The sequence below is a fragment of the Acidovorax sp. sif1233 genome (genome assembly GCF_019218755.1).
Classification (GTDB): Bacteria; Pseudomonadota; Gammaproteobacteria; order Burkholderiales; family Burkholderiaceae_C; genus Acidovorax.
Genome location: NZ_JAHUWZ010000001.1, coordinates 479,070 through 501,890 on the forward strand (window position 1 = coordinate 479,070; position 22,821 = coordinate 501,890).

A 22,821-nucleotide genomic window follows, 5' to 3' on the forward strand; every position below is an offset into this window, starting at 1 on the left:
CCCACCCACTGACTGACACTATGACTCTGGTAGCTGCTCCCGCCCGTCTGTCCACCGCTGCGGCCACTTTCGAGGCTGATTTCGCAGCCCGCCTGCACTGGTCGGCCGACACCGACGCGGCCATCGAGCAGCGCGTGGCCGACATCCTCGCCGACGTGCAAAAGCGCGGTGACGCCGCGGTGCTGGAGTACACCGCCCGTTTCGATGGCCTCTCGGCCCCCGATATGGCGGCGCTGGAGCTGACCCAGGCCGACTTCAAGGCCGCGTTCGACGCCATTCCAGAGGCCCAGCGCGACGCGCTGCAGGCTGCCGCCAAACGCGTGCGCAGCTACCACGAGGCGCAGAAAAAAGCCTCGGGCGAGAGCTGGAGCTACCGCGACGAGGACGGCACGCTGCTGGGCCAGAAGGTCACGCCGCTGGACCGCGTGGGCATCTACGTGCCCGGTGGCAAGGCCGCGTACCCGTCCAGCCTGCTGATGAACGCCATCCCGGCCCACGTGGCCGGCGTGCAGGAAATCATCATGGTCGTGCCCACGCCCGTGCGCGGCAGCGTGGCCACGGGTGGCTCGGGCGCGCAGCTTGCATCCGACAAGGGCGAGCGCAACGACCTGGTGCTGGCGGCTGCCTACGTGGCGGGCGTCACGCGCGCCTTCACCATCGGCGGCGCGCAGGCCGTGGCCGCGCTGGCGTACGGCACCGAAACCGTGCCCAAGGTGGACAAGATCACCGGCCCCGGCAACGCCTACGTGGCCAGCGCCAAGAAGCGCGTGTTCGGCACGGTGGGCATCGACATGATCGCGGGCCCCAGCGAAATCCTGGTGCTGGCCGACGGCAGCACGCCGCCCGACTGGGTGGCGATGGACCTGTTTTCACAGGCCGAACACGACGAGCTGGCCCAGAGCATCCTGCTGTGCCCCGACGCCGCCTACCTCGACGCCGTGCAGCGCGAGATCGACCGCCTGCTGCCCACCATGCCGCGCGCCGAGATCATCGCTAAGAGCCTCACCGGCCGGGGCGCGCTGATCCTCACCAAGGACATGGAAGAAGCCTGCGCCATCAGCAACCGCATCGCACCGGAACACCTGGAAGTGAGTAGCACCGACCCGCACCGCTGGGAGCCGCTGCTGCGCCACGCCGGCGCGATCTTCCTGGGGGCCTATACCTCCGAGAGCCTGGGCGACTACTGCGCGGGCCCCAACCACGTGCTGCCCACCAGCGGCACCGCACGCTTCTCGTCCCCACTGGGCGTGTACGACTTCCAGAAGCGCAGCAGCCTCATCGAGGTGAGCGAGGCCGGTGCCCAGGTGCTGGGCACCATCGCGGCCGAGCTGGCCTACGGCGAGGGCCTGCAGGCCCACGCGCAGGCGGCAGAGATGCGGCTGACGACGCCCCTCAAGCCGCGCTGATCGCACCCCGTGGCAGGGTGCCTGGCGCGGGTGCCGTCGCCTTGGGCTGAGAGGCTGCAGCGGGGGCGGGCGGGCAGGCGGCCCCTGCCACGGACCGGTGCTTCGCCCAGTTCAGGCGGGCGGGCCGGTGGCCTTCGGCGCTCACGCGCAGCCGCACGGGCCCGGTGAACGACAGGCGCTGGCCGGCCTCCAGGAAATAGTCTTCCAGCAGGCCGTCGCAGGTCACCCACACGCGGCCTTGTTCCACTTCGAGCAGGGCCATGTCGCCCGCACGGAAGTCCAGCACCTGGACGGCCTGCAGCGGCGGCAGCGGCTGGCGCTTCCATTGCAGGGTGAGCGGGACCGCTGGCTGGGTCGGCAGAGCGGGCGACGGGAGGGTGGGGGTGTGCAGCGAGTTCATGCCTTCACTGTGCGGCCACCCGCCGTGCGCCGCCAGCCACAGGCATGGACCATCTGGGCCAGTACAGAACCATGTACCAGCCCATCTGTACTGGTTGTACTGGCCCGCCTCTGTACTGTCTTCCGGCCAGGGTGCCAGTACAGAATGCAGCATGGCCACCGATGACGCACCCCCGCTGTACCTGCAGATCGCCGAGCAGCTCGCGCAGCTGATCCGCAATGGCACCCTGGCGCGCGGCGAAAAGCTGCCGTCGGTGCGCGAGCTGGCGCGCCAGCATGCCGTGGCGCAGACCACGGTGGTGCAGGCCTACCACTGGCTCGAGGATGCGCGCCTGATCACCGCGCGCCCGCGCTCGGGCTTCTTCGTCGCGGCGCGACCGGTGAGCCTGCCCGAGCCCAGCACGCCGCGCCCCCTGCGCCGCCCGCGCGAGGTGTCTGTGGACTGGCTGGGCCAGCGCATCCTGGGCCGCAACCAGCCGGTGGACATGATCTCGTACAGCAGCGGCACGCCCGGCCCCGAGCTGTTCAACCCCGACCGCGTGCGCCGCGCCGTCGTGCGCGCCGCGCAGCGCCACCGCAACCTGCTGTGCACCTACCCCAGCTCCTCGGGCCACGAAGACGCCCGCCGCGCCATCGCGCGCTACGCCGTGGGCCTGGGCTGCAGCCTCGACCCCGAGAACATCGTGGTCACCGGCGGCTGCATGGACTCCATTGCGCTGTGCCTGCGCGCCGTCACCCAGCCGGGCGACGTGGTGGCGCTGGAGTCGCCCACGCATTTCTCCTTTCTGGAGGTGCTGCAGGGCCTGCACCTCAAGGCGCTGGAGATTCCCACCCACCCGCGCAACGGCCTGTCGCTGGATGCGCTGCAGCTGGCGCTGGAAACCCAGCCGGTCAAGGCCGTGATGATCGTCCCCACGCTCAGCAACCCGCTGGGCAGCTGCATGCCGCAGGCCGAGCGCAAGCGCCTGGCGCAGATGGCGGCGCGCCATGGCATGGCGGTGATCGAGGACGCGATCTACAACGACCTCGTGGAGGTGGACGAGATGCGCCGCACCGTCAAGTCGTACGACACCACGGGCCACGTGATGCTGTGCGATTCGTTTTCCAAGACGCTGGCGCCGGGCCTGCGCCTGGGCTGGCTGGAAGCCGGGCGCTGGGCCGACAAGCTGCGCGCCATCAAGGACCTGCAGGCGGGCGGGCAGTCGGCCGTGCTGGAGCTGGCGCTGGCCGACCTCATCACCCAGGCCGGCCATGCCGCCGCGATGCGCCAGCTGCGCGCGGCCGTGGCCGCGCGCATGGACGAGGTGCGCCGCATCATCGCCGCGCACTTTCCGCAGGGCACCCGGGTGAGCGACCCGCCCGGCGGGCTGCTGCTGTGGCTGGAGCTGCCGCGCGCGCTCGATTCGGTGCAGCTGCACGAGGCCTGCCTGGCGCAGCAGATCCTGATCGCGCCCGGCACGGTGTTCAGCGCCAGCGGGCGGTTTCGCAACTGCCTGCGCATTGGCGTGGGCGGTGACTGGTCGCCTGCCCATCTGGCGGCCCTGCGCACCGTGGGCGACATGGCGTGCCAGATGCTGCGGGCAGGGACACAGCTCAAGGCCGCGTAACCGCCCAGAAAACAACACGAAGTTCGTGATGCACGAAGTTCGTGTAATATTTCAGCCATGAAAAACATCACCGTGACCATGGACGACACCGTCGCCGAATGGGTGCGCGTGGAAGCCGCCAGGCGCGGCAGCAGCGTCTCGCGCCTGCTGGGGGAATGGCTGGGCGAAAAGATGCGCCAGGAAGACGCTTACGCCCAGGCCATGCGCGAGGCGCTGGGGTTCGAATCCTGGGGCGCGTCCAGCGGACCGTACGTGCCCCGCGAGACCCTGTTTCTGCGCTGAGCGGTGCAATACCCATGAGCACCGTCCCCATCTTTGTCGATACCGAAATCCTGCTGGCCAGCGTGGACGACCGCGACGCCGAGCGCCAGGCGCGGGCCCGCGAATGGATCAGCTTTTGCTGGCAGACGCGCAGCGGCCGCATCAGCTCGCAGGTGCTCAACGAGCTGTACAACCAGGCGATCCAGCGCTTTGACGGCCCGCAGGTGCTGCAGCAGGTGCGCGCCCAGGTGCGCCGCCTGCGCGTGTGGCTGCCGCCGCACCTGGACTCCTACACCGTGGACGGCGCCTGGGACCTGCAGGACCGCTACCGCCTGGGCTACTGGGATGCGCTCATCCTCTCGTCCGCCCACCAGCAGGGCTGCCGCTACCTGTTGACCGAAGCCCTGCCGCACGGCGAGCCCCTGGACGCCGTGCGCCCCATCAACCCGTTTCTCATCACCCCCAACGAACTGGACACCACCGAATGACTACTCCCGCGTCGTCTCCCCTCCAGGCCCTGGCCCGCATCCGCCCCGACGTGCGCGCCATGCACGCCTACGGCGTGCAGCCTTCCGCCGGCATGCTCAAGATGGACGCGATGGAGAACCCGTTCCGCCTGCCCGCGCACCTGCAGGCCGCGCTGGGCCAGCGCCTGGGCGCGGTCGCGCTCAACCGCTACCCAGGCGACCGCCTGCTGGACCTGAAGGCCGCGCTGGCCCAATACGCCGGCCTGCCCGAGGGCTACGGCATCGTGCTGGGCAACGGCTCGGACGAACTCATCACCCTGCTGGCCCTGGCCTGCGCGCAACCCGGCACGGGCCAGCGCGCCACCATGCTGGCGCCCATGCCGGGCTTCGTGATGTACCCGCTGTCCGCGCAACTGCAGGGCCTGGATTTTGTGGGTGTGCCGCTCACGCCCGATTTCGAGCTGGATGAGCCCGCCATGCTGGCCGCCATCGCGCAGCACAACCCCGCCATCACCTACATCGCCTACCCGAACAACCCCACGGCCACGCTGTGGGACGAGGGCGCGGTGCAGCGCATCGTCGACGCCGCGGGCGCGCAGGGCGGCATCGTGGTCATGGACGAGGCCTACCAGCCCTTTGCCAGCCGCACCTTCATCGACCGCATGCGGGCCGAGCCAGCCCGCAACGCCCACGTGCTGCTCATGCGCACGCTCAGCAAGTTCGGCCTGGCGGGCGTGCGACTGGGCTACCTCATCGGCCCCGCCGCGTTCGTGAGCGAGATCGACAAGGTGCGCCCGCCCTACAACGTGAGCGTGCTCAACTGCGAGGCCGCGCTGTTCGCGCTGGAGCACGCCGACGTGTTCGCCGGGCAGGCCGCCGAGATCCGCGCCGAGCGCACGAAGCTCCTGGCGGCCCTGCGGCAGATCCCCGGCATCGAAAAATGCTGGGACAGCGAGGCCAACATGATCCTCGTCCGTGTGGCGGATTCCGCCCGGGCGTACGAGGGCATGAAAAACCGCAAGGTCCTGGTCAAGAACGTTTCTACAATGCACCCATTGCTGGCCAACTGCCTGCGCCTCACGGTGGGCGCCGCCTCCGACAACGCGCAGATGCTCGCCGCCCTGCAAGCCTCCCTATGACTTCCTCCGCACTCGTCACTTCCGCAACGCCCGATCCCCTGGCCGACCGCATCGCCGAGGTCAGCCGCAACACCGCCGAGACGCGCATCCGCGTGCGCATCAACCTCGACGGCACGGGCCAGGCCAAGCTTTCCACCGGCATCGGCTTCTTCGACCACATGCTCGACCAGATCGCCCGCCACGGGTTGATCGACCTCGACATCGACTGCGAAGGCGACCTGCACATCGACGGCCACCACACGGTCGAAGATGTGGGCATCACGCTGGGCCAGGCCTTTGCGCGCGCCGTGGGCGACAAGAAGGGCATCCGCCGCTACGGCCACGCCTACGTGCCGCTCGACGAAGCGCTGTCGCGCGTGGTGGTCGATTTTTCGGGCCGCCCGGGGCTGCACATCGACGTGAAGTTCACGGCCGGCAGCATCGGCCAGCTCGATACGCAGCTGGTGTACGAGTTCTTCCAGGGCTTCGTGAACCACGCGGGCGTCACGCTGCACATCGACAACCTCAAGGGCATCAACGCCCACCACCAGTGCGAGACCATCTTCAAGGCCTTCGGGCGCACGCTGCGCGCGGCGCTGGAGCGCGATCCGCGCTCGGTGGGCGTCATTCCGTCCACCAAGGGCTCCTTGTGAAATTTTTGAGCCAGATCAAGCGCTAACGCTTGATGAATAAGCGCCAATAGCTATGAATATGGAAGCAAAAACCGTTGCGGTCGTGGACTACGGCATGGGCAACCTGCGCTCGGTGTCGCAGGCCGTGCAGGCCGCCGCAGAGGGCACCGGCTGGACCGTGGTCGTCACGCAGCGTCCCGAGGACGTGCGCGCGGCGCAGCGCATCGTGCTGCCGGGGCAGGGCGCCATGCCCGACTGCATGCGCGAGCTGCGCGAATCCGGCCTGCAGGAATCCGTGCTCGAAGCGGCCGCCGCCAAGCCGATGTTCGGCGTGTGCGTGGGCATGCAGATGCTGCTGGACCACAGTGCCGAGGGCCCCCATGGAGGAACGCCCGGCCTGTCGCTGATCCACGGCGATGTGCGCAAGTTCGACCTGGCGGGCCGCACCCAGCCCGACGGCAGCCGCTACAAGGTGCCCCAGATGGGCTGGAACCAGGTGCGCCAGGTGCCGCACGGGGGCAAGGTGCACCCGGTGTGGGCCGGCGTGCCCGACCACAGCTACTTCTACTTCGTGCACAGTTTCTATGCGGTGCCGCGAGACGCGGCCCACTGCGCGGGGCTGGCGGACTACGGCGGTGTGTTCGCCGCCGCCGTTGCGCGCGATAATATTTTCGCCACGCAATTTCACCCTGAAAAGAGCGCGGAGCACGGCCTGGCCCTGTACCGCAATTTTCTGCACTGGAATCCCTAATCCAACCCGTTCGGGCCGAGCCCTGCCTCGCCCTTTTCCTCCCGAACTTCACCACCATGCTGCTCATCCCCGCCATCGACCTCAAGGACGGCCACTGCGTACGCCTCAAGCAAGGCGATATGGACCAATCCACCACCTTCGGAGAAGACCCTGCCGCCATGGCGCGCAAGTGGGTGGATGCCGGTGCGCGCCGCCTGCACCTGGTGGACCTGAACGGCGCCTTCGCGGGCGTGCCCAAGAACTACACCGCCATCAAGTCCATCCTCCAGGAGGTGGGCGACGACATCCCGGTGCAGCTCGGCGGCGGCATCCGTGACCTGGACACCATCGAGAAATACATCGACGGCGGCCTGCGCTACGTGATCATCGGCACGGCGGCGGTCAAGAACCCCGGCTTCCTGAAGGACGCGTGCAGTGCCTTTGGCGGCCACATCATCGTGGGCCTGGATGCCAAGGACGGCAAGGTCGCCACCGACGGCTGGAGCAAGCTCACCGGCCACGAAGTGGTGGACCTCGCCAAGAAGTTCGAGGACTGGGGCGTCGAATCCATCATCTACACCGACATCGGCCGCGACGGCATGCTTTCGGGCATCAACATCGATGCCACGGTGAAGCTGGCGCAGGCGCTGAGCATCCCCGTCATCGCCTCGGGCGGTCTGTCCAACATGGCCGACATCGAGCAGCTGTGCGCGGTGGAAGGCGAGGGCGTTGAAGGTGTGATCTGCGGCCGCGCCATCTACAGTGGCGACCTGGACTTTGCAGCTGCGCAAGCGCGGGCTGACGAACTGAACGGGTGACCCCTTGAGCGGCTGTGCCGCTTCCCCCCAGGGGGACGACGCCAGTGGCCTGGCGGAGCCAGTTCCACGGCGTCTGCTGGCCTCGGCAGCGCCCCATCAACGAATCGCTGACTGACTGACCGACATGCTCGCCAAACGCATCATCCCCTGCCTCGACGTCACCGGAGGCCGCGTGGTCAAGGGCGTCAATTTTGTCGAACTGCGCGACGCGGGCGACCCCGTCGAGATCGCTGCGCGCTACAACGCCCAGGGCGCCGACGAACTCACATTTCTGGACATCACCGCCACCAGCGATGGCCGCGACCTGATCCTGCACATCATCGAGGCGGTGGCCAGCCAGGTGTTCATTCCCCTCACCGTGGGCGGCGGCGTGCGCACCGTGGAAGACGTGCGCAGGCTGCTCAATGCGGGTGCGGACAAGACCAGCTTCAACTCGGCCGCCATCGCCAACCCCGAGGTGATCAACGCCGTGTCGGCCAAGTATGGCGCGCAGTGCATCGTGGTGGCCATCGACGCCAAACGCCGCTCGGCCGAGGATGCCCAGCGCATCGGCGCCCACGGCCAGCCCGTGGGCGCGGGCTGGGATGTCTACAGCCACGGCGGGCGCAAGAACACGGGCCTGGATGCCATTGCCTGGGCCACCGAGATGGCGCAGCGCGGCGCGGGCGAAATCCTGCTGACCAGCATGGACCGCGACGGCACCAAGGCAGGTTTTGACCTGGAGCTGACCCGCGCCGTCAGTGACGCCGTGAGCGTGCCCGTGATCGCCTCGGGCGGCGTGGGCAACCTCGACCACCTGGCCGACGGCATCCAGACCGGTGGAGCCGACGCGGTGCTGGCGGCCAGCATCTTCCATTACGGCGAATACACCGTGGGCCAGGCCAAGGCGCGCATGGCCGAACGCGGCATTCCCGTGCGGCTGTGAAGCAATTGCTATTAAAAGAATAGCTGTCGGCGCTTGATGGAAAAGCGCCAGATGCCCAAAAGACTGAGTAAATCCGGGGGCACGCACGTTCCCGGCGATCCAAATCGCCGACAATCCCGCCCATGAACTGGCTCAACGAAGTGAAATGGGATGCGCAGGGCCTGGTGCCCGTGATCGCGCAGGAGCAGGGCACGGGCGACGTGCTGATGTTTGCGTGGATGAACCGCGAGGCGCTGGAGAAAACCGCGGAGCTCGGCCGCGCCGTGTATTTCAGCCGCTCGCGCGGCAAGCTGTGGTTCAAGGGCGAGGAGTCCGGCCACGTGCAGACGGTGCATGAAATCCGCCTGGACTGCGACAACGACGTGGTGCTGCTCAAGGTGACCCAGCTGGGCCACGAGCCCGGCATCGCCTGCCACACGGGCCGCCACAGCTGCTTTTTCAGCGTGCTCAAGGATGGCGCCTGGCAGGCGGTCGATCCGGTCTTGAAAGACCCTGAATCCATCTACAAGTAAGAGCCATGAGTTCCAACGATTCCCTCGCACGCCTGGCCGATGTGATTGAAAGCCGCAAGCCGGCCAACGGCGGCGATCCCGAGAAGAGCTACGTCTCGCGCCTGCTGCACAAGGGGCCGGACGCGTTCCTGAAGAAGATCGGCGAGGAAGCCACCGAGGTCGTCATGGCCGCCAAGGACGTGGACCACGGCGCCGACAAGTCCAAGCTCGTCTACGAGGTGGCGGACCTGTGGTTCCACTCCCTGGTGGCGCTGGCCCACTATGGCCTCACGCCCGCCGACGTGCTGGCCGAGCTGGAGCGCCGCGAGGGCACCAGCGGCATCGAGGAAAAAGCCTTGCGCAAGGCCGTTGCGCGCGCCACCCAGGAGGGTTCCCCATGAACGATATCGTCGACGTGCAGACCACCAGCCAGAAGGCGCAGGGCCTCAAGAACATCGGCTGGGTCAGCTATGTGCTGCACCTGATCGTGGCGGTGGGCGCCGTCCTTCCGGGGGCGCAGGGCAGCCTGGTGCTGCTCTTGATTGCGCTGGTGCTGGATCTGGTCAAGCGCGGAGATGCCGAAGGCACCTGGCAGGCCAACCATTTTTCCTGGCGCATCCGGTCCGTGCTGTGGGCCGGCGTGCTGTACGCGGTCACGTCGCCGCTGTGGCTGCTGCTGATCGCGCCGGGCTGGATCGCCTGGGGCGTCATTTCGCTGTGGTTCCTGTACCGCATCGTGCGCGGCATGCTGGCCATGAGCAAGAACCAGGCCGTGGATGCCTGAGCCTGGCGCGCCGCTCCCCCGCCTGAACCTGGCCCTGCAGGGCGGCGGCTCGCACGGCGCGCTGACCTGGGGCGTGCTGGATGCGCTGCTCGAGGACGGGCAGTGGCACTTCGAGGGCGTGAGTGGCACCAGCGCCGGAGCCATGAACGCCGTGGCCCTGGCACACGGCTTTGCCAAGGCCGCACACGAACACAAGGACCCGCACGAAGCCCACCTGGCGGGCTGCCAGCAGGCGCGCGAGACGCTCACCCGCCTGTGGGAAGGCGTGGGCACGCTGGGCAGCCTGATGTGGGGTTCGCCGCTGTCGGCCGCCAACCCCATGATGGGGCTGATGCGGCAGTGGCTGTCGCCCTACCAGACCAACCCGCTGGACATCAACCCGCTGCGCCGCCTGCTGGAGCGCGAGGTGGATTTCGACCTGCTGTGCACCGCGCGGCGCGCCAGCAGCGCGGCGGGCGGGCCCAAGGTGTTCGTCTGCGCCACCAACGTGCGCACGGGGCGGGGCGAGATCTTCTCGGGCCCCAGGCTCAGCGCCGATGCCGTGATGGCCTCAGCCTGCCTGCCGCTGATGTTCAAGGCCGTGGAGATCGACGGCCAGCACTACTGGGACGGCGGCTACTCGGGCAACCCCGCGCTGCACCCGCTGATCTACCAGACCGAGGCCTCGGACATCCTGCTCGTGCAGATCAACCCCATCGAGCACCTGGAGCTGCCGCATTCCGGCGCCGAGATCATGGAACGCATGAACGAGGTCACCTTCAACGCCAGCCTGCTGGCCGAGATGCGCGCCATCGAGTTCGTGCGCCGCCTGCTCGCCGAGGGCAAGCTCGACCCGCGCCGCTACAAGAGCGTGCGCATGCACCGCATCGACGGCGGCTCGGTGCTCGCCCCGTTCGGCGCCGACAGCAAGATGCGCGCGGACCTGGCCTTCGTGCGCAAGCTGTTCGCCCTGGGCCGCACGGCCGGACAGGAATGGCTGCATGCGCACCGCAAGGATGTGGGCGTGCGCCCGACCATCAAGATCGCTGACAATGCTTGAAGCCCCCTGTGTCGCCTGCGGCGCCTTCCACCTCGGGGGGACGCCACCCGTGGCCTGGCGGAGCCAGTTCCACGGTGGCGCCGGCCTGGGGCGCCCCGGTGGCAATGGCTTGGGGTTGAGCAGCGCCCGGTGAACTGTTAACTTCGTACCGACATTTTTCTCATGCACGATCCGAACTGCCTTTTCTGCAAGATCATCGCGGGCCAGATTCCTTCGAAGAAGGTCTATGAGGACGAGGAGATCTTCGCCTTCCACGACATCCACCCCTGGGCGCCGGTGCACTTTCTGATGGTGCCCAAGCGGCATGTCCCTTCGATGGCGCAGGTCACCGCAGACGATGCGGGAGTTCTGGGGCGCATGATGGCGCTGGCGCCCCGGCTGGCCCTGGAGCAGGGCTGCAACCCGTACCCCGAGGGTGGCTTTCGCGTCGTGGTAAACACGGGGCTTGAAGGCGGGCAGGAAATCCACCACCTGCATGTTCACGTGATGGGCGGCCCCCGCCCGTGGCTCAAAGGCTGAACCAGGCTGACGGCGCGTGCCGATAGTTTCCCGCTGGCGGGCAAGGGCGTCGGACTTCGGTCGCGGCCCCCGTCTAAAATGACTGCAATTCGTTAGGAGATATTCCATGGGCTCTTTTTCCATCTGGCACTGGCTGATCGTGCTGCTGATCGTCGTCATGGTGTTCGGCACCAAGAAGCTCAAGAACATGGGCTCCGACCTCGGGGGCGCCGTCAAGGGCTTCAAGGACGGCATGAAGGACGGTTCGGCCGATGCCCCCGCCACCCCTCCCGCAGGCCAGGTTGCCAACAACCCGGCGGCCGACAAGACCACCATCGATGTCGAAGCCAAGCAAAAGAGCTGAGCGCGCCGTCCGCACCGGCCCCCGCATGCCTTTTCGCCTGACCCATGATTGATATTGGCCTGTCCAAGATGGCGCTGATCGGCGCGGTGGCACTCATCGTCATCGGGCCGGAGAAGCTCCCGCGCGTGGCCCGCACAGTGGGTACGCTGCTGGGCAAGGCCCAGCGCTACGTGTCCGACGTGAAGGCCGAGGTGAACCGGTCCATGGAGCTCGATGAGCTCAAGAAAATGAAGGACACGGTGGAGACCGCCGCACGCGACGTGCACAACTCCATCCAGACCAGCGCCAGCGAGTTCGAGAAGGACTGGGCCTCGGCCACGGAGACCAGCAACGCCGACCTGCACGAGCCGCAGGCGCCCGTGGTGCCGGCCTACAAGCACCCTGGCAAGAACTGGCGCCTCAAGCGGGGCGCGGTGCCCCAGTGGTACAAGTCCCGCAGTGGCGTGCGCACGAAGGCGCAGTCCGGCGCGGCGCGCGTCGCGCGCTACCGCCCCCAGAAATTCCATTGATGACGACGATGCGGCGCGGCGTGCCGTGCGCGCTGCATGGGCGGCCTCCACGCCCCTGAAAACCCAATATGTCCGAAACCCCCTCCAAAGAAGACGAGCTGGCCGGTACCGAGCAGCCCTTCGTGCAGCACCTGATGGAGCTGCGCGACCGGCTGGTCAAGGCGCTCATTGCCATCGCCATCGCGGCGGCGATCCTGTTCTTCTTTCCCGGCCCTGGCGCGCTGTACGACTTCCTGGCGGCGCCGCTGGTGGCCCACCTGCCCAAGGGCGCCACGCTGATCGCCACCTCGGTGATCTCGCCGTTCATGGTGCCGCTCAAGATTTTGCTGATGTCGGCCTTCCTGCTGGCATTGCCCTTCGTGCTGTGGCAGGTGTGGGCCTTCGTGGCGCCGGGCCTGTACTCGCACGAGAAGAAGCTGGTGCTGCCGCTGGTGGTCTCCAGCACGCTGCTGTTCTTCATCGGGGTGGCGTTCTGCTACTACCTCGTGTTCGGGCAGGTGTTTGCGTTCATCCAGAGCTTCGCGCCCAAGAGCATCACGGCCGCGCCAGACATCGAGGCCTACCTGAGCTTCGTGCTGTCGATGTTCCTCGCGTTCGGCCTGGCGTTCGAGGTGCCCATCGCCGTGGTGGTGCTGGCCCGCATGGGCATCGTGAGCGTGCAGAAGCTGCGCGAGTTCCGCGGCTACTTCATCGTGCTGGCGTTCGTGATCGCCGCCGTCGTCACGCCGCCGGACGTGGTCTCGCAGCTGTCGCTGGCCGTGCCCATGTGCCTGCTGTACGAAGTGGGCATCTGGGCCGCGCAGATCTTCATCAAGCACACCAAGGCGCCTGAGGACACCGAGGAATCCGCCTCCGCGTCGTCCTGATCGATCGGCGCGCCGCCGTGGCGCGCTGGAAGGCGGGGTTGCACTGGGAGCCCCGGGCCTCCTGCTCCGCAAGGAATATCCAGATAAAAATAGCTGCCAGCGCTTGTCCGTCAAGCGTTGGCAGCTATTTTTTTGATAGTGCGCCGCAGTGCGGCCGCAGCTGCGTGGCCATCGGTGGGAACTGGCGCGCAGCCAGCCAGGGGCCATGGAACGCGGGTTTCGCCGGGCCGTCCGCGGCGCCCCTGTTGAGGGCGCCGCGCGGCGGCGCGGGGCTTGTTACCTCTTTCTCGGCTTTGGGCGCACGCCAGGGTTGATGCTCAGCTCCACCAGCTTGTCGCCGCGCTGCACGTTGAACGGGGCCACGGTTCCAGGCTTGAGCCCCGCCACGGCGGTCAGCAGTTCGGACACATTGCCCACGTTTTTTCCATCCACGCGCACGATCACGTCGCCGGGCCGCATGCCGGCCTGGGCCGCAGGGCCGTCCTGCAGCACGCCGGTGATGATCACGCCCTCGGTGGCCTTCACGCCGAAGGTCTCGGCCAGCTCGGGGGAGAGCTCGTTGGGCTCCACGCCGATCCAGCCGCGCGTGACCTGGCCGTCCTTCACGATGCCGTCCAGCACCAGCCGCGCGGTGGACACGGGGATCGCAAAGCCGATGCCCATGCTGCCGCCCGAGCGCGAGTAGATCGCGGTGTTGATGCCCATGAGGTTGCCGTTCACGTCCACCAGCGCGCCGCCCGAGTTGCCGGGGTTGATGGCCGCGTCGGTCTGGATGAAGTTCTCGAAGGTGTTGATGCCCAGCTGCGTGCGGCCCAGCGCGCTCACGATGCCGCTGGTCACCGTCTGGCCCACGCCGAACGGGTTGCCGATGGCCAGCACCTGGTCGCCCACGGCGAGCACGTCCGAGTTGCCCAGCACGATGACGGGCAGCTTGTCGAGTTCGATCTTGAGGATGGCCAGGTCGGTGTCGGGGTCGGTGCCGATCACGCGGGCGCGGGCGCGGCGGCTGTCGGTCAGCGTCACCTCGATCTCGTCGGCGCCCTCCACCACGTGGTTGTTGGTGAGGATGTAGCCGTCGGGGCTCACGATCACGCCGCTGCCCAGCCCGGCCTGCGCCTGCGCGCCCTGGTCGCCAAAGAAGAACTGGAACCAGGGGTCGTTGCTGCGCGGATGGCGCACGGCCTTGCTGGTATTGATGCTGACCACCGCGGGCGCGGCCTGGCGCGCGGCAGCGCTGAAGCTTCCCGCCGCTGGCTGCGGGCTGGCGGTGGTCGCGGGAGCCTCCAGCAGCGCGATGCCCGCGCCCGAGCGCGTGGTGGCGCCCCGGCCCAGCCAGCTCGGCTGCAGCGTGGCGACGACGAAATAGGCGGCAACGAACACCGTCACGGCCTGGGAAAACAGCAACCAGATGCGCTTCATGAAATTCTTCTGTACCGATGAGGATGGGGCGGAAGGGGGTGTGGGGCTGGGGCTTTCGGCCTGCACGGCAGGCCCTGGCCGCCTCTGCGGGCACATTGTCCCCCAACTGGGACCGCCGGCGCGCGCGACAATAGCCGCATGAGCATTTCACGCACCCACCTTCTGCAGGCCTTCGACAGCCTGCTGCAGCCCGAGCGTTTCAAGGACTACGGTCCCAACGGCCTGCAGGTCGAGGGCAAGGCCGAAGTCCGCCGCATCGTGAGTGGCGTGACGGCCAGCCGCGCCCTGATCGAGGCGGCCATCCGCGAGCGGGCCGATGCCATCTTCGTGCACCATGGCCTGTTCTGGCGTGGCCAGGACGGCCGGGTGACGGGCTGGATGAAGCAGCGGCTGCAGCTGCTGCTGGCGCACGACATCAACCTGTTCGCGTACCACCTGCCGCTGGATGCGCACGCCGAACTGGGCAACAACGCCCAGCTGGGGCGCGTGCTGGGCCTTGCCGCCGATGCGCGGTTCGGGGAGCAGGACCTGGGATTCTCCGCGCCGGCGGCCTTCGCCGACGGCCAGGCGCTGGCCGACCACGTGGCCCGGGCACTGGGACGGGCCGTGACCCTCGTGCAGCCCGAGGCGGCGGGCGCGCAGCGGCAGCAGCCTCTGGGCCGCGTGGCCTGGTGCACGGGCGGCGCCCAGGGCTACTTCGAATCAGCGATTGCCGCGGGGGCGGATGCCTTCATCACCGGGGAGATTTCGGAGCCCCAGGCCCATCTGGCACGCGAGATGGGCGTGTGTTTCATCGCGGCGGGGCACCACGCCACCGAGCGCTACGGAGCGCCGGCCGTCGCCGCGCACGTGTCCGGGCAGCTGGGCCTGGAGCATGTGTTCATCGAAATCCCCAACCCGGCCTGAGGGCCGCGAAGCCTTTTGGTGATATTGCTATTTAATCAATAGCATTTGGCGCTTTTCCCTCCGGCGCTGGACGCTGATTCCATTTCCATTCCATCCCCATGACACCACTGGCCATCACCCAAGGCGATCCCGCAGGCATCGGCCCCGAGATCGTCGCCAAGGCCTTCCGCGATGCGCCCCAGGACCTGCAGGGCTGTTTCGTGGTGGGCGACGTCGCCACGCTGCGCCGTGCGGCGCAGGCCATCGTGCGCCCCGGCGTTCCGGCCGTGCCGGTGGCGCAGATCGCGGCGGCGGCGCAGGCCCTGGCGATGCCTCCCCGCTGCATTCCGGTGCTGGCCCTGCCCGGCATCCCGGGGCCGCAGCCCTGGGGGCGGATCAGCGCCGAGGCGGGGCGGGCGGCGGCCGACAGCGTGGTCTGGGCCGCGCGGGCAGCGCTCCGGGGCGAGGTGGCGGGCCTGGTGACGGCGCCGCTGCACAAGGAGGCGCTGTCGGCCGCCGGCGTCGCTTTCCCGGGCCATACCGAGCTGCTGCAGGCCGAGGCCGCTGCGCACCAGGGCGTGGCACTGGCGCAGATGCCCGTGCGCATGATGCTCGCCAGCGACGAGCTGCGCACGGTGCTGGTCAGCATCCACGTGTCGCTGCGCGACGCCATCGACGCGGTCACGCCAGGCAATGTGCTGCAGACCCTGCAGATCACGCACGCCGCATTGGCGCGCAGCCTGGGCCGCGCGCCGCGCATGGCGGTGGCGGGGCTCAATCCTCACGCGGGCGAGGGCGGGCTGTTCGGGCGCGAGGAAGTGGAGGTGATTGCACCGGCCATTGCCGCGGCGCGGGCGCAGGGCCTGGACGTGCACGGCCCGTTCGCGCCGGACACGGTGTTCATGCGTGCGCGCAGCACACCCGCACGCGCTGGCGAGTTCGACGTGGTTGTCGCGATGTACCACGACCAGGGCCTCATCCCGGTGAAGTACCTGGGCGTGGACAAGGGCGTGAACGTGACCCTGGGCCTGCCGCTGGTGCGTACCAGCCCCGACCATGGCACGGCGTTCGACATCGCGGGGCAGGGCGTGGCCGACGCCGCGAGCCTCATCGAGGCGGTGCGCATGGCGCGGGCGCTGTGTGAGTGAATTGCACGCTGGCGCTTGATGGTAAAGCGCTGAATGCTACTGTTTATATAGCAATCGAGAGAGTGGCACCAAACCAGCGCCACCCGCGAAACCGGTGCACCTCACGCCAGCGCACCCGTGGAGCCGGCTTTGCCAGGCCACCGGGCGCGTCCCCCGTGGGGAGGCGCGCAGCGCCTCAGGGGGCTATCTCTTCAGGCTGTCCCGGATCTCGCGCAGCAGCACGATGTCTTCCGGTGGCGCGGCCGGGGCTTCGGGGGCAGCGGGGGCTTCGCGCTTGAGGCGGTTGATCTGCTTGATCATCATGAAGATGATGAACGCCAGAATGATGAAATTGACGGCCACGGTCAGGAAGTTGCCGTAGGCAAACACCGGCACGCCTGCCTTCTTGAGGGCGTCCAGCGTCATGGCGGTGCCCGGCGGCACTGTGCCCAGCACCACGAACAGGTTGGAAAAATCGAGCTTGCCGAACACCAGCCCGACCACCGGCATGATCAGGTCCGACACGACCGAGTCCACGATCTTGCCGAAGGCCCCCCCAATGATGACGCCCACGGCGAGGTCAATCACATTGCCCTTGACCGCGAACTCCCTGAACTCCTGCATCATCCCCATGTTGTGCTCCTTGTGTGAATGGTGATCCCGGAGTATTGCCCGGAGCGGTGGCCTGTCAAGACAGTCCCTCACTTTGAAATAACCATTTTCACTCCGCTACAATTCGCGGTTGACCCCAATCTAGCGATGTTCATCGAGGATCCCCATGAGTGACACTCCAATCGACTCCAGCAAACGGACGTGGCTGATCGCGTCCGGCTGTGCTGGTGCGGTGGGCGGCGTGGCAACCGCCGTACCTTTCGTGAGTACTTTTCAGCCCTCCGAGCGCGCCAAAGCCGCCGGTGCTGCCGTCGAGGTGGATATTTCCGCCCTCAAGCCCGGAGAAAAAGTCACTGTGGAGTGGCGCGGCAAGCCCGTCTGGATCATCAAGCGTACGCCCGAGCAGCTCGCCGAGCTGCCCAAGCTCGATGGCCAGCTCGCGGATCCCAAGTCTGAACGCAAGCCTTCCGAACTCACGCCCGAGTACGCGCGCAACGAAGCCCGCTCCATCAAGCCGGAAATCTTCGTGGGCGTGGGCATCTGCTCGCACCTGGGCTGCTCGCCCTCCGACAAGTTCCAGCCCGGCGCCCAGCCGTCGCTGCCCGACGACTGGAAGGGCGGTTTCCTGTGCCCCTGCCACGGCTCCACGTTCGACATGGCCGGCCGCGTCTTCAAGAACAAGCCCGCACCCGACAACCTCGAAGTGCCCCCCCACATGTACCTTACCGAGACGCGCCTGCTGATCGGTGAAGACAAGAAGGCTTGAAGGAGCACGACGACATGGCTGAATTCAAGGAAATCTCTCCCAACGCCTCGGCGGGCGCCAAGGTCACGAACTGGTTCGAGAACCGCTTCCCGACCGCTTTCGACGCCTACAAGGTGCACATGTCGGAGTACTACGCTCCGAAGAACTTCAACTTCTGGTACATCTTCGGCTCGCTGGCGCTGGTCGTGCTGGTGATCCAGATCGTGACCGGCATCTTCCTGGTCATGCACTACAAGCCCGATGCCAGCCTGGCGTTCGCGTCGGTCGAGTACATCATGCGCGATGTGCCCTGGGGCTGGCTGATCCGCTACATGCACTCCACGGGCGCGTCGGCGTTCTTCGTGGTGGTGTACCTGCACATGTTCCGTGGCCTCATCTACGGCAGCTACCGCAAGCCGCGCGAGCTGGTCTGGATCTTCGGCTGCGCCATCTTCCTGTGCCTGATGGCGGAAGCCTTCATGGGCTACCTGCTGCCCTGGGGCCAGATGTCGTACTGGGGCGCCCAGGTGATCGTGAACCTGTTCGCGGCCATCCCTTTCATCGGTCCTGACCTCGCGCTGCTGATCCGTGGCGACTACGTGGTGGGCGACGCCACGCTGAACCGCTTCTTCAGCTTCCACGTCATCGCCGTGCCGCTGGTGCTGCTCGGCCTGGTGGTGGCGCACTTGCTGGCGCTGCACGATGTGGGTTCCAACAATCCCGACGGCGTGGAAATCAAGGGCCCCAAGGCGCCCAAGGATGCCAATGGCAAGCCGCTCGACGGCGTGCCTTTCCATCCCTACTACACGGTGCATGACATCTTTGCCTTGTCCATGTTCCTGATGGCCTTCACGGCGGTGGTGTTCTTCGCGCCCGAGTTCGGCGGCTACTTCCTCGAGTACAACAACTTCATCCCCGCGGATCCGCTCAAGACGCCCGCGCACATCGCGCCGGTCTGGTACTTCACGCCGTTCTATTCGATGCTGCGTGCCATCACCACCGAAATGATGTACGTGCTGGTCCTGTGCGTGGTGGCCGGTGCGGGCTTTGGCGTGCTCAAGGCGAAGCTGCCCAGCTTCATCAAGGTGGGCATCGCGGGTGCGGCTGTGGTCGTGATCGCGATGATGCTGTCCATCGACGCCAAGTTCTGGGGCGTGGTGGTGATGGGCGGTGCCGTGGTCATCCTGTTCTTCCTGCCCTGGCTGGACCACAGCCCGGTCAAGTCGATCCGCTACCGTCCGGACTGGCACAAGTACCTGTATGGCGTCTTCGTGATCATCTTCCTGATCCTGGGCTACCTGGGCGTGCAGCCCCCGTCTCCCATCGGCGAACGCGTATCGCAAGTGGGCACGCTGTTCTACTTCGGCTTCTTCCTGCTGATGCCCTGGTGGAGCCGCATTGGCGAGGCCAAGGCAGTGCCCGACCGCGTGACCTTTGTGGCGCACTGAGCCTGGAGACAACAACAATGAAGAAACTCATCCTCACGCTGATCGCCGCGGTGGGCCTGGCGGCCGGTGCCGCCCACGCCTCGGGTGGTGACACCATCGCCTGGGACAAGGCGCCCAACAAGACCAACGACCTGGCCTCCCTGCAAAACGGCGCCAAGGTATTCGTCAACTACTGCCTGAGCTGCCATTCGGCTGCCTTCATGCGCTTCAACCGCCTGCGCGACATCGGCCTGACCGAGCAGCAGATCAAGGACAACCTGCTGTTCACGACCGACAAGGTCGGCGAGACCATGAAGGCGTCCATCGATCCCAAGCAGGCCAAGGAATGGTTCGGCGCCAACCCGCCGGACCTGACCGTGATCGCGCGTTCGCGCGCCGGCCACGGCGGCACGGGTGCCGACTACCTCTACACCTTCCTGCGCACGTTCTACCGCGACGACACCAAGGCCACCGGCTGGAACAACCTGGCTTTCCCGAGCGTGGGCATGCCCCATGTGCTGTGGGAAATGCAGGGCGACCGCCGCCCCGTGTTCGAAGAGCACGAGAGCCATGGCCACAAGACCCAGGTGTTCAAGGGCTGGGAGCAGGTCAAGCCAGGCACGATGACCCCGCTGCAGTTCGACCAGACCGTGGGCGACCTCGTGAACTACCTGCAGTGGATGGGTGAGCCCGCCCAGAACACCCGCGTGCGCGTGGGGGTGTGGGTGCTGATCTTCCTCGGCTTCTTCACCATCATCGCCTGGAGGCTGAACGCAGCCTTCTGGAAGGATGTGAAGTAAGCAGCACGAGCCGTAGACCCATGAGAAGGCGCCCTTCGGGGTGCCGCCGGATTGTTTGCAGAGTGGGCGCTTTTGGCGTCCCACTCTTTTGATTTTTAGGAGCCTCCCACCATGATGGTGCTTTATTCGGGTACGACCTGTCCCTTCTCCCACCGCTGCCGCTTCGTCCTGTTCGAAAAAGGCATGGACTTTGAAATCCGCGATGTGGACCTGTACAACAAGCCCGAAGACATCAGCGTGATGAACCCGTACGGCCAGGTGCCCATCCTGGTCGAGCGCGACCTGATCCTGTACGAGTCGAACATCATCAATGAGTACATCGACGAGCGCTTCCCGCACCCCCAGCTGATGCCCGGCGACCCGGTTGACCGCGCCCGCGTGCGCCTGTTCCTGCTCAACTTCGAGAAGGAACTGTTCGTGCACGTGAACATCCTGGAGTCGCGCGCCACCAAGGGCAACGAAAAGGCGCTGGAAAAGGCGCGCGCCCACATCCGCGACCGTCTCACGCAGCTGGCCCCCGTGTTCCTCAAGAACAAGTACATGCTGGGCGACAACTTCTCCATGCTGGACGTGGCGATTGCCCCGTTGCTGTGGCGCCTGGACTACTACGGCATCGACCTGTCCAAGAACGCGGCGCCGCTGCTCAAGTACGCCGAGCGCATCTTCTCGCGCCCTGCCTACATCGAAGCGCTGACGCCGTCCGAAAAGGTCATGCGCAAGTAATCTGCGGCCTGCCCAATTTCTCTTCATCTACCGCAGCAGCCACCCATCTTCATGACCGCACAGGAATCCACCTCCACGCGCCCGTACCTCATTCGTGCCCTGTACGAGTGGTGCACCGACAACGGGCTCACGCCCTATGTGGCCGTGCGCGTGGACGATTCCGTGCAAGTGCCGCGCGAGTACGTGAAGGATGGCGAGATCGTCCTGAACATCAGCTTTGACGCGACGAGCGCCTTGCAGCTGGGCAACGATTTCATCGAGTTCAAGGCCCGCTTCGGCGGCAAGCCGCGCGAGATCCTGGTGCCCGTGGGCCGGGTCATCGCCATCTATGCCCGTGAAAACGGCCAGGGCATGGCGTTTCCTCCCCCGGTGGATGTGCTCGCTGGCAGCAGCGGTGCGGGCCCGGAGGCTCCAGCGCTGCCGCAGGCATTGCCATCGGCGCAGGATGTGGTGGCGGCCGGCGCGGTGCCCGCTCCCGAGGACCGCGTGGTCCAACTGGTGCCCTCCGACGATGGCAAGAAGGACGGCGACGGCGGCGACGCGCCGCGGCCTCCCCCGGCAGCGGGTGGTGCCCGGCCTTCTCTCAAGCGGGTCAAATAACGGCCCCAGCATTTTTTTGAGGCTGCTTTTTCCACTATAAAATGCAGCCTTCGCCGGTTTAGCTCAGTTGGTAGAGCACCCGCCTTGTAAGCGGTAGGTCGTCAGTTCGATTCCGACAACCGGCACCATGTCCCTGGTGTCTCCCACGCATTCCCCGACCCCGACCCTGGCGCAGGCCGTCAGGTTTGAACTTTCAGGCGAATCGCGTTAACCTCCCACCCCCGGCTGCGCAAATGCGCCTGCAGAGCAGGCAGCAGCTGGCGTATTTTTGCCGCTGCGGCATTGCTCTTGACGAGCAGGCACCAGGAGTCCCCATCGATGGGCCCCGCCTGGACCGTGGGACGCAGCGCCGCAGGAATCAGCATTTCAATGGCCTTGAGCCGATCACTGGAATCGCGTGTCAGCGCTGTGAGCTTGGCCAGCGTGGGAGAGTCCTCGCTGGCCTGCTGCAGGCTGACGGCGTAGTGGCGGCGGTTCATGGTGTGCGTCTTCGGGCGTGGAGAATTCGTAGTGCATCTGATTATCACGGACGCCAGGCTGGCGCGCAGCCGGGCCATTCACCTGTCGGGCACACGCCTGCTGCTGGCCGGGCTGGCGCTGTCGCTGTGCCTCATGCTGGTGGCTGCGACGCTCTACCACTGGGTTTTCCTCAAGGGCGCGCGCGAAGGCTGGCCGATCGTGGGCTCGCTGGTCCGGCTGGTCGTGAAGGACGAGTTTGCCGAGCGGGACCGGTTCATGCGCGCCAACCTGGATGCGATGGCCCGCCGTGTCGGCGAGATGCAGGCCCGCATGGTGCAGCTGGAATCGCTGGGCGACCGCGTGCTAGGCCTGGCGGGCATGGCGCCCTCCGATATCCAGAAATCGGATGCCCGGGGGGGCGTGCTCGTGAGCGCGCGCAATCTGTCGATGGAGGAGCTGCAGTCCACGCTCGATGAGCTGGAGCGCCTGACCAACCAGCGGGTGGACCTGATGACGGTGCTCGAATCGCGCCTATTCGACCAGCACATCCGAAAGAAGATGATTCCCACCCATGCGCCGGTGACCGGCCGCGTGCCCGGCTCGTCCTTTGGCTGGCGGGTGGACCCGATCACGGGCCAGTCGGCGCTGCACACGGGGCTCGACTTCCAGGCCGATACGGGTACGCCCATCCTGGCCGCTGCCGGTGGCGTGGTGGTGACGCAGGAATACCACCCCGCCTACGGCAACATGATCGAGGTGGACCACGGCAACCAGCTGGTCACGCGCTACGCCCACGCATCGCGCACCCTGGTCAAGCAGGGGGACATCGTGCGCCGTGGCCAGAAGATCGCGGAGGTGGGGACCACGGGGCGTTCCACGGGCCCCCATCTGCATTTCGAGGTGCTGGTGCAGGGTGTTTTCCAGGACCCGCAGAAGTTTCTGAGCGCGGGCGGCGCGGGCCCCGCGGCGCAGGTTGCGGCGGTCCAGCCCCGCGCATCGCCCGGCCAGCCGGCCGTGCCCGCAGCGGGCAGGTAAAATCGCGGGTCCGGTGTTCAGGCCCGGGATTGCAAGGAGCTTGCAATCCATGGCGATGGACCCACCTGAACTCAA

The 22,821-nt window shown here is 67.0% G+C and carries 29 protein-coding genes and 1 tRNA gene; 26 read left to right on the forward strand and 4 right to left on the reverse strand.

Annotated features, from left to right (window positions below):
* Positions 1 to 20 precede the first annotated feature (20 nt).
* Positions 21 to 1,406, forward strand: a complete 1,386-nt coding sequence (gene hisD / locus KW843_RS02140) for a histidinol dehydrogenase (protein ID WP_218293440.1) — start codon at positions 21 to 23, stop codon at positions 1,404 to 1,406.
* Here hisD and KW843_RS02145 read toward each other — a convergent pair.
* Complete coding sequence (locus KW843_RS02145; RefSeq protein ID WP_218293441.1) at positions 1,393 to 1,806, reverse strand: DUF2917 domain-containing protein; 414 nt, start codon at positions 1,804 to 1,806, stop codon at positions 1,393 to 1,395. The genes hisD and KW843_RS02145 overlap by 14 nt on opposite strands.
* 151 nt (positions 1,807 to 1,957) lie before the next feature.
* On the opposite strand from KW843_RS02145, the gene KW843_RS02150 reads away from it, so the two are divergent.
* The 16 genes from KW843_RS02150 (at position 1,958) to tatC (ending at position 12,914) form a co-directional block, all read left to right on the forward strand.
* Positions 1,958 to 3,412: a PLP-dependent aminotransferase family protein gene (locus KW843_RS02150; RefSeq protein ID WP_218293442.1), complete on the forward strand. Its 1,455-nt coding sequence runs from the start codon at positions 1,958 to 1,960 to the stop codon at positions 3,410 to 3,412.
* Between the two features lie 57 nt (positions 3,413 to 3,469).
* On the forward strand, positions 3,470 to 3,694 hold the full coding sequence (locus KW843_RS02155) for a CopG family transcriptional regulator (protein ID WP_218293443.1): 225 nt from the start codon (positions 3,470 to 3,472) through the stop codon (positions 3,692 to 3,694).
* Positions 3,695 to 3,708: 14 nt separating this feature from the next.
* A complete protein-coding gene (locus tag KW843_RS02160) occupies positions 3,709 to 4,161 on the forward strand; it encodes a PIN domain-containing protein (RefSeq protein ID WP_218293444.1) in 453 nt (150 codons plus the stop codon).
* A complete protein-coding gene (locus tag KW843_RS02165) occupies positions 4,158 to 5,279 on the forward strand; it encodes a histidinol-phosphate transaminase (RefSeq protein WP_218293445.1) in 1,122 nt (373 codons plus the stop codon). Before KW843_RS02160 ends, KW843_RS02165 begins: the two co-directional genes overlap by 4 nt.
* Positions 5,276 to 5,911 (forward strand): imidazoleglycerol-phosphate dehydratase HisB, encoded by a 636-nt coding sequence (hisB, locus tag KW843_RS02170; RefSeq protein ID WP_218293446.1) that lies wholly within the window; start codon positions 5,276 to 5,278, stop codon positions 5,909 to 5,911. Before KW843_RS02165 ends, hisB begins: the two co-directional genes overlap by 4 nt.
* Positions 5,912 to 5,963: 52 nt before the next feature.
* Complete coding sequence (hisH, locus tag KW843_RS02175; protein WP_218293447.1) at positions 5,964 to 6,641, forward strand: imidazole glycerol phosphate synthase subunit HisH; 678 nt, start codon at positions 5,964 to 5,966, stop codon at positions 6,639 to 6,641.
* Positions 6,642 to 6,697: 56 nt separating this feature from the next.
* Positions 6,698 to 7,438 (forward strand): 1-(5-phosphoribosyl)-5-[(5-phosphoribosylamino)methylideneamino]imidazole-4-carboxamide isomerase, encoded by a 741-nt coding sequence (hisA, locus tag KW843_RS02180; protein WP_218293448.1) that lies wholly within the window; start codon positions 6,698 to 6,700, stop codon positions 7,436 to 7,438.
* 124 nt (positions 7,439 to 7,562) lie between these two features.
* Positions 7,563 to 8,363 carry an imidazole glycerol phosphate synthase subunit HisF gene (hisF, locus tag KW843_RS02185; RefSeq protein WP_057228899.1) on the forward strand — a complete coding sequence of 267 codons (801 nt, stop codon included), beginning with the start codon at positions 7,563 to 7,565 and terminating at the stop codon, positions 8,361 to 8,363.
* Positions 8,364 to 8,476: 113 nt separating this feature from the next.
* Positions 8,477 to 8,875, forward strand: a complete 399-nt coding sequence (hisI, locus tag KW843_RS02190; RefSeq protein WP_218294405.1) for a phosphoribosyl-AMP cyclohydrolase — start codon at positions 8,477 to 8,479, stop codon at positions 8,873 to 8,875.
* Between the two features lie 5 nt (positions 8,876 to 8,880).
* A complete protein-coding gene (locus tag KW843_RS02195; protein WP_218293449.1) occupies positions 8,881 to 9,255 on the forward strand; it encodes a phosphoribosyl-ATP diphosphatase in 375 nt (124 codons plus the stop codon).
* The gene (locus tag KW843_RS02200; protein ID WP_218293450.1) at positions 9,252 to 9,638 is read left to right on the forward strand and encodes a hypothetical protein; all 387 of its coding nucleotides are present in this window, start codon (positions 9,252 to 9,254) and stop codon (positions 9,636 to 9,638) included. The genes KW843_RS02195 and KW843_RS02200 overlap by 4 nt, the downstream gene beginning before the upstream one ends.
* The gene (locus KW843_RS02205; RefSeq protein ID WP_218293451.1) at positions 9,631 to 10,677 is read left to right on the forward strand and encodes a patatin-like phospholipase family protein; all 1,047 of its coding nucleotides are present in this window, start codon (positions 9,631 to 9,633) and stop codon (positions 10,675 to 10,677) included. The genes KW843_RS02200 and KW843_RS02205 overlap by 8 nt, the downstream gene beginning before the upstream one ends.
* A 162-nt stretch (positions 10,678 to 10,839) precedes the next feature.
* Entirely contained in the window at positions 10,840 to 11,196 is a 357-nt protein-coding gene (locus tag KW843_RS02210) for a histidine triad nucleotide-binding protein (RefSeq protein WP_218293452.1), read from the forward strand.
* A gap of 106 nt (positions 11,197 to 11,302) precedes the next feature.
* Positions 11,303 to 11,539: a Sec-independent protein translocase subunit TatA gene (gene tatA / locus KW843_RS02215; protein ID WP_218293453.1), complete on the forward strand. Its 237-nt coding sequence runs from the start codon at positions 11,303 to 11,305 to the stop codon at positions 11,537 to 11,539.
* A 44-nt stretch (positions 11,540 to 11,583) separates the two neighbouring features.
* Complete coding sequence (gene tatB, locus KW843_RS02220) at positions 11,584 to 12,048, forward strand: Sec-independent protein translocase protein TatB (RefSeq protein ID WP_218293454.1); 465 nt, start codon at positions 11,584 to 11,586, stop codon at positions 12,046 to 12,048.
* A gap of 68 nt (positions 12,049 to 12,116) precedes the next feature.
* Positions 12,117 to 12,914, forward strand: coding sequence for a twin-arginine translocase subunit TatC (gene tatC, locus KW843_RS02225; protein ID WP_218293455.1), 798 nt, complete (start codon positions 12,117 to 12,119; stop codon positions 12,912 to 12,914).
* A gap of 276 nt (positions 12,915 to 13,190) precedes the next feature.
* On the opposite strand, the gene KW843_RS02230 is transcribed toward tatC, so the two are convergent.
* A complete protein-coding gene (locus tag KW843_RS02230; RefSeq protein ID WP_218293456.1) occupies positions 13,191 to 14,333 on the reverse strand; it encodes a S1C family serine protease in 1,143 nt (380 codons plus the stop codon).
* A gap of 138 nt (positions 14,334 to 14,471) precedes the next feature.
* Between KW843_RS02230 and KW843_RS02235 the strand changes: the two genes are divergently transcribed.
* Positions 14,472 to 15,239, forward strand: coding sequence for a Nif3-like dinuclear metal center hexameric protein (locus KW843_RS02235; protein WP_218293457.1), 768 nt, complete (start codon positions 14,472 to 14,474; stop codon positions 15,237 to 15,239).
* A 98-nt stretch (positions 15,240 to 15,337) separates the two neighbouring features.
* Positions 15,338 to 16,366, forward strand: coding sequence for a 4-hydroxythreonine-4-phosphate dehydrogenase PdxA (gene pdxA / locus KW843_RS02240; RefSeq protein ID WP_218293458.1), 1,029 nt, complete (start codon positions 15,338 to 15,340; stop codon positions 16,364 to 16,366).
* A gap of 183 nt (positions 16,367 to 16,549) precedes the next feature.
* Here the strand turns inward: pdxA and mscL are convergent, their stop codons facing one another.
* Entirely contained in the window at positions 16,550 to 16,978 is a 429-nt protein-coding gene (gene mscL, locus KW843_RS02245) for a large conductance mechanosensitive channel protein MscL (protein ID WP_218293459.1), read from the reverse strand.
* A 145-nt stretch (positions 16,979 to 17,123) separates the two neighbouring features.
* Here mscL and petA point away from each other — a divergent pair, with 145 nt between their 5' ends.
* The 6 genes from petA (at position 17,124) to KW843_RS02275 (ending at position 21,380) form a co-directional block, all read left to right on the forward strand.
* Entirely contained in the window at positions 17,124 to 17,723 is a 600-nt protein-coding gene (gene petA / locus KW843_RS02250; RefSeq protein WP_218293460.1) for a ubiquinol-cytochrome c reductase iron-sulfur subunit, read from the forward strand.
* Positions 17,724 to 17,737: 14 nt separating this feature from the next.
* Positions 17,738 to 19,150 (forward strand): cytochrome bc complex cytochrome b subunit, encoded by a 1,413-nt coding sequence (locus tag KW843_RS02255; RefSeq protein ID WP_218293461.1) that lies wholly within the window; start codon positions 17,738 to 17,740, stop codon positions 19,148 to 19,150.
* A gap of 17 nt (positions 19,151 to 19,167) precedes the next feature.
* A complete protein-coding gene (locus tag KW843_RS02260) occupies positions 19,168 to 19,929 on the forward strand; it encodes a cytochrome c1 (protein ID WP_218293462.1) in 762 nt (253 codons plus the stop codon).
* Between the two features lie 111 nt (positions 19,930 to 20,040).
* Positions 20,041 to 20,652, forward strand: a complete 612-nt coding sequence (locus KW843_RS02265) for a glutathione S-transferase N-terminal domain-containing protein (RefSeq protein WP_007854512.1) — start codon at positions 20,041 to 20,043, stop codon at positions 20,650 to 20,652.
* A 51-nt stretch (positions 20,653 to 20,703) separates the two neighbouring features.
* Positions 20,704 to 21,252, forward strand: coding sequence for a ClpXP protease specificity-enhancing factor (locus tag KW843_RS02270; RefSeq protein ID WP_218293463.1), 549 nt, complete (start codon positions 20,704 to 20,706; stop codon positions 21,250 to 21,252).
* A 52-nt stretch (positions 21,253 to 21,304) separates the two neighbouring features.
* Positions 21,305 to 21,380: transfer RNA gene (locus KW843_RS02275), tRNA-Thr, on the forward strand.
* 51 nt (positions 21,381 to 21,431) lie between these two features.
* On the opposite strand, the gene KW843_RS02280 is transcribed toward KW843_RS02275, so the two are convergent.
* The gene (locus KW843_RS02280) at positions 21,432 to 21,731 is read right to left on the reverse strand and encodes a hypothetical protein (RefSeq protein ID WP_218293464.1); all 300 of its coding nucleotides are present in this window, start codon (positions 21,729 to 21,731) and stop codon (positions 21,432 to 21,434) included.
* Between the two features lie 31 nt (positions 21,732 to 21,762).
* On the opposite strand from KW843_RS02280, the gene KW843_RS02285 reads away from it, so the two are divergent.
* A complete protein-coding gene (locus KW843_RS02285; RefSeq protein WP_369641658.1) occupies positions 21,763 to 22,746 on the forward strand; it encodes a M23 family metallopeptidase in 984 nt (327 codons plus the stop codon).
* The last annotated feature ends 75 nt before the right edge of the window (positions 22,747 to 22,821 follow it).

What these genes read in the sequence shown, in the direction of transcription:
- hisD (WP_218293440.1), top strand. Translation starts at nt 21, where the DNA reads ATGACTCTGGTAGCTGCTCCCGCCCGTCTGTCCACCGCTGCGGCCACT.
- KW843_RS02145 (WP_218293441.1), bottom strand. Translation starts at nt 1,806, where the DNA reads ATGAACTCGCTGCACACCCCCACCCTCCCGTCGCCCGCTCTGCCGACC.
- KW843_RS02150 (WP_218293442.1), top strand. Translation starts at nt 1,958, where the DNA reads ATGGCCACCGATGACGCACCCCCGCTGTACCTGCAGATCGCCGAGCAG.
- KW843_RS02155 (WP_218293443.1), top strand. Translation starts at nt 3,470, where the DNA reads ATGAAAAACATCACCGTGACCATGGACGACACCGTCGCCGAATGGGTG.
- KW843_RS02160 (WP_218293444.1), top strand. Translation starts at nt 3,709, where the DNA reads ATGAGCACCGTCCCCATCTTTGTCGATACCGAAATCCTGCTGGCCAGC.
- KW843_RS02165 (WP_218293445.1), top strand. Translation starts at nt 4,158, where the DNA reads ATGACTACTCCCGCGTCGTCTCCCCTCCAGGCCCTGGCCCGCATCCGC.
- hisB (WP_218293446.1), top strand. Translation starts at nt 5,276, where the DNA reads ATGACTTCCTCCGCACTCGTCACTTCCGCAACGCCCGATCCCCTGGCC.
- hisH (WP_218293447.1), top strand. Translation starts at nt 5,964, where the DNA reads ATGAATATGGAAGCAAAAACCGTTGCGGTCGTGGACTACGGCATGGGC.
- hisA (WP_218293448.1), top strand. Translation starts at nt 6,698, where the DNA reads ATGCTGCTCATCCCCGCCATCGACCTCAAGGACGGCCACTGCGTACGC.
- hisF (WP_057228899.1), top strand. Translation starts at nt 7,563, where the DNA reads ATGCTCGCCAAACGCATCATCCCCTGCCTCGACGTCACCGGAGGCCGC.
- KW843_RS02195 (WP_218293449.1), top strand. Translation starts at nt 8,881, where the DNA reads ATGAGTTCCAACGATTCCCTCGCACGCCTGGCCGATGTGATTGAAAGC.
- KW843_RS02200 (WP_218293450.1), top strand. Translation starts at nt 9,252, where the DNA reads ATGAACGATATCGTCGACGTGCAGACCACCAGCCAGAAGGCGCAGGGC.
- KW843_RS02205 (WP_218293451.1), top strand. Translation starts at nt 9,631, where the DNA reads ATGCCTGAGCCTGGCGCGCCGCTCCCCCGCCTGAACCTGGCCCTGCAG.
- KW843_RS02210 (WP_218293452.1), top strand. Translation starts at nt 10,840, where the DNA reads ATGCACGATCCGAACTGCCTTTTCTGCAAGATCATCGCGGGCCAGATT.
- tatA (WP_218293453.1), top strand. Translation starts at nt 11,303, where the DNA reads ATGGGCTCTTTTTCCATCTGGCACTGGCTGATCGTGCTGCTGATCGTC.
- tatB (WP_218293454.1), top strand. Translation starts at nt 11,584, where the DNA reads ATGATTGATATTGGCCTGTCCAAGATGGCGCTGATCGGCGCGGTGGCA.
- tatC (WP_218293455.1), top strand. Translation starts at nt 12,117, where the DNA reads ATGTCCGAAACCCCCTCCAAAGAAGACGAGCTGGCCGGTACCGAGCAG.
- KW843_RS02230 (WP_218293456.1), bottom strand. Translation starts at nt 14,333, where the DNA reads ATGAAGCGCATCTGGTTGCTGTTTTCCCAGGCCGTGACGGTGTTCGTT.
- KW843_RS02235 (WP_218293457.1), top strand. Translation starts at nt 14,472, where the DNA reads ATGAGCATTTCACGCACCCACCTTCTGCAGGCCTTCGACAGCCTGCTG.
- pdxA (WP_218293458.1), top strand. Translation starts at nt 15,338, where the DNA reads ATGACACCACTGGCCATCACCCAAGGCGATCCCGCAGGCATCGGCCCC.
- mscL (WP_218293459.1), bottom strand. Translation starts at nt 16,978, where the DNA reads ATGGGGATGATGCAGGAGTTCAGGGAGTTCGCGGTCAAGGGCAATGTG.
- petA (WP_218293460.1), top strand. Translation starts at nt 17,124, where the DNA reads ATGAGTGACACTCCAATCGACTCCAGCAAACGGACGTGGCTGATCGCG.
- KW843_RS02255 (WP_218293461.1), top strand. Translation starts at nt 17,738, where the DNA reads ATGGCTGAATTCAAGGAAATCTCTCCCAACGCCTCGGCGGGCGCCAAG.
- KW843_RS02260 (WP_218293462.1), top strand. Translation starts at nt 19,168, where the DNA reads ATGAAGAAACTCATCCTCACGCTGATCGCCGCGGTGGGCCTGGCGGCC.
- KW843_RS02265 (WP_007854512.1), top strand. Translation starts at nt 20,041, where the DNA reads ATGATGGTGCTTTATTCGGGTACGACCTGTCCCTTCTCCCACCGCTGC.
- KW843_RS02270 (WP_218293463.1), top strand. Translation starts at nt 20,704, where the DNA reads ATGACCGCACAGGAATCCACCTCCACGCGCCCGTACCTCATTCGTGCC.
- KW843_RS02280 (WP_218293464.1), bottom strand. Translation starts at nt 21,731, where the DNA reads ATGAACCGCCGCCACTACGCCGTCAGCCTGCAGCAGGCCAGCGAGGAC.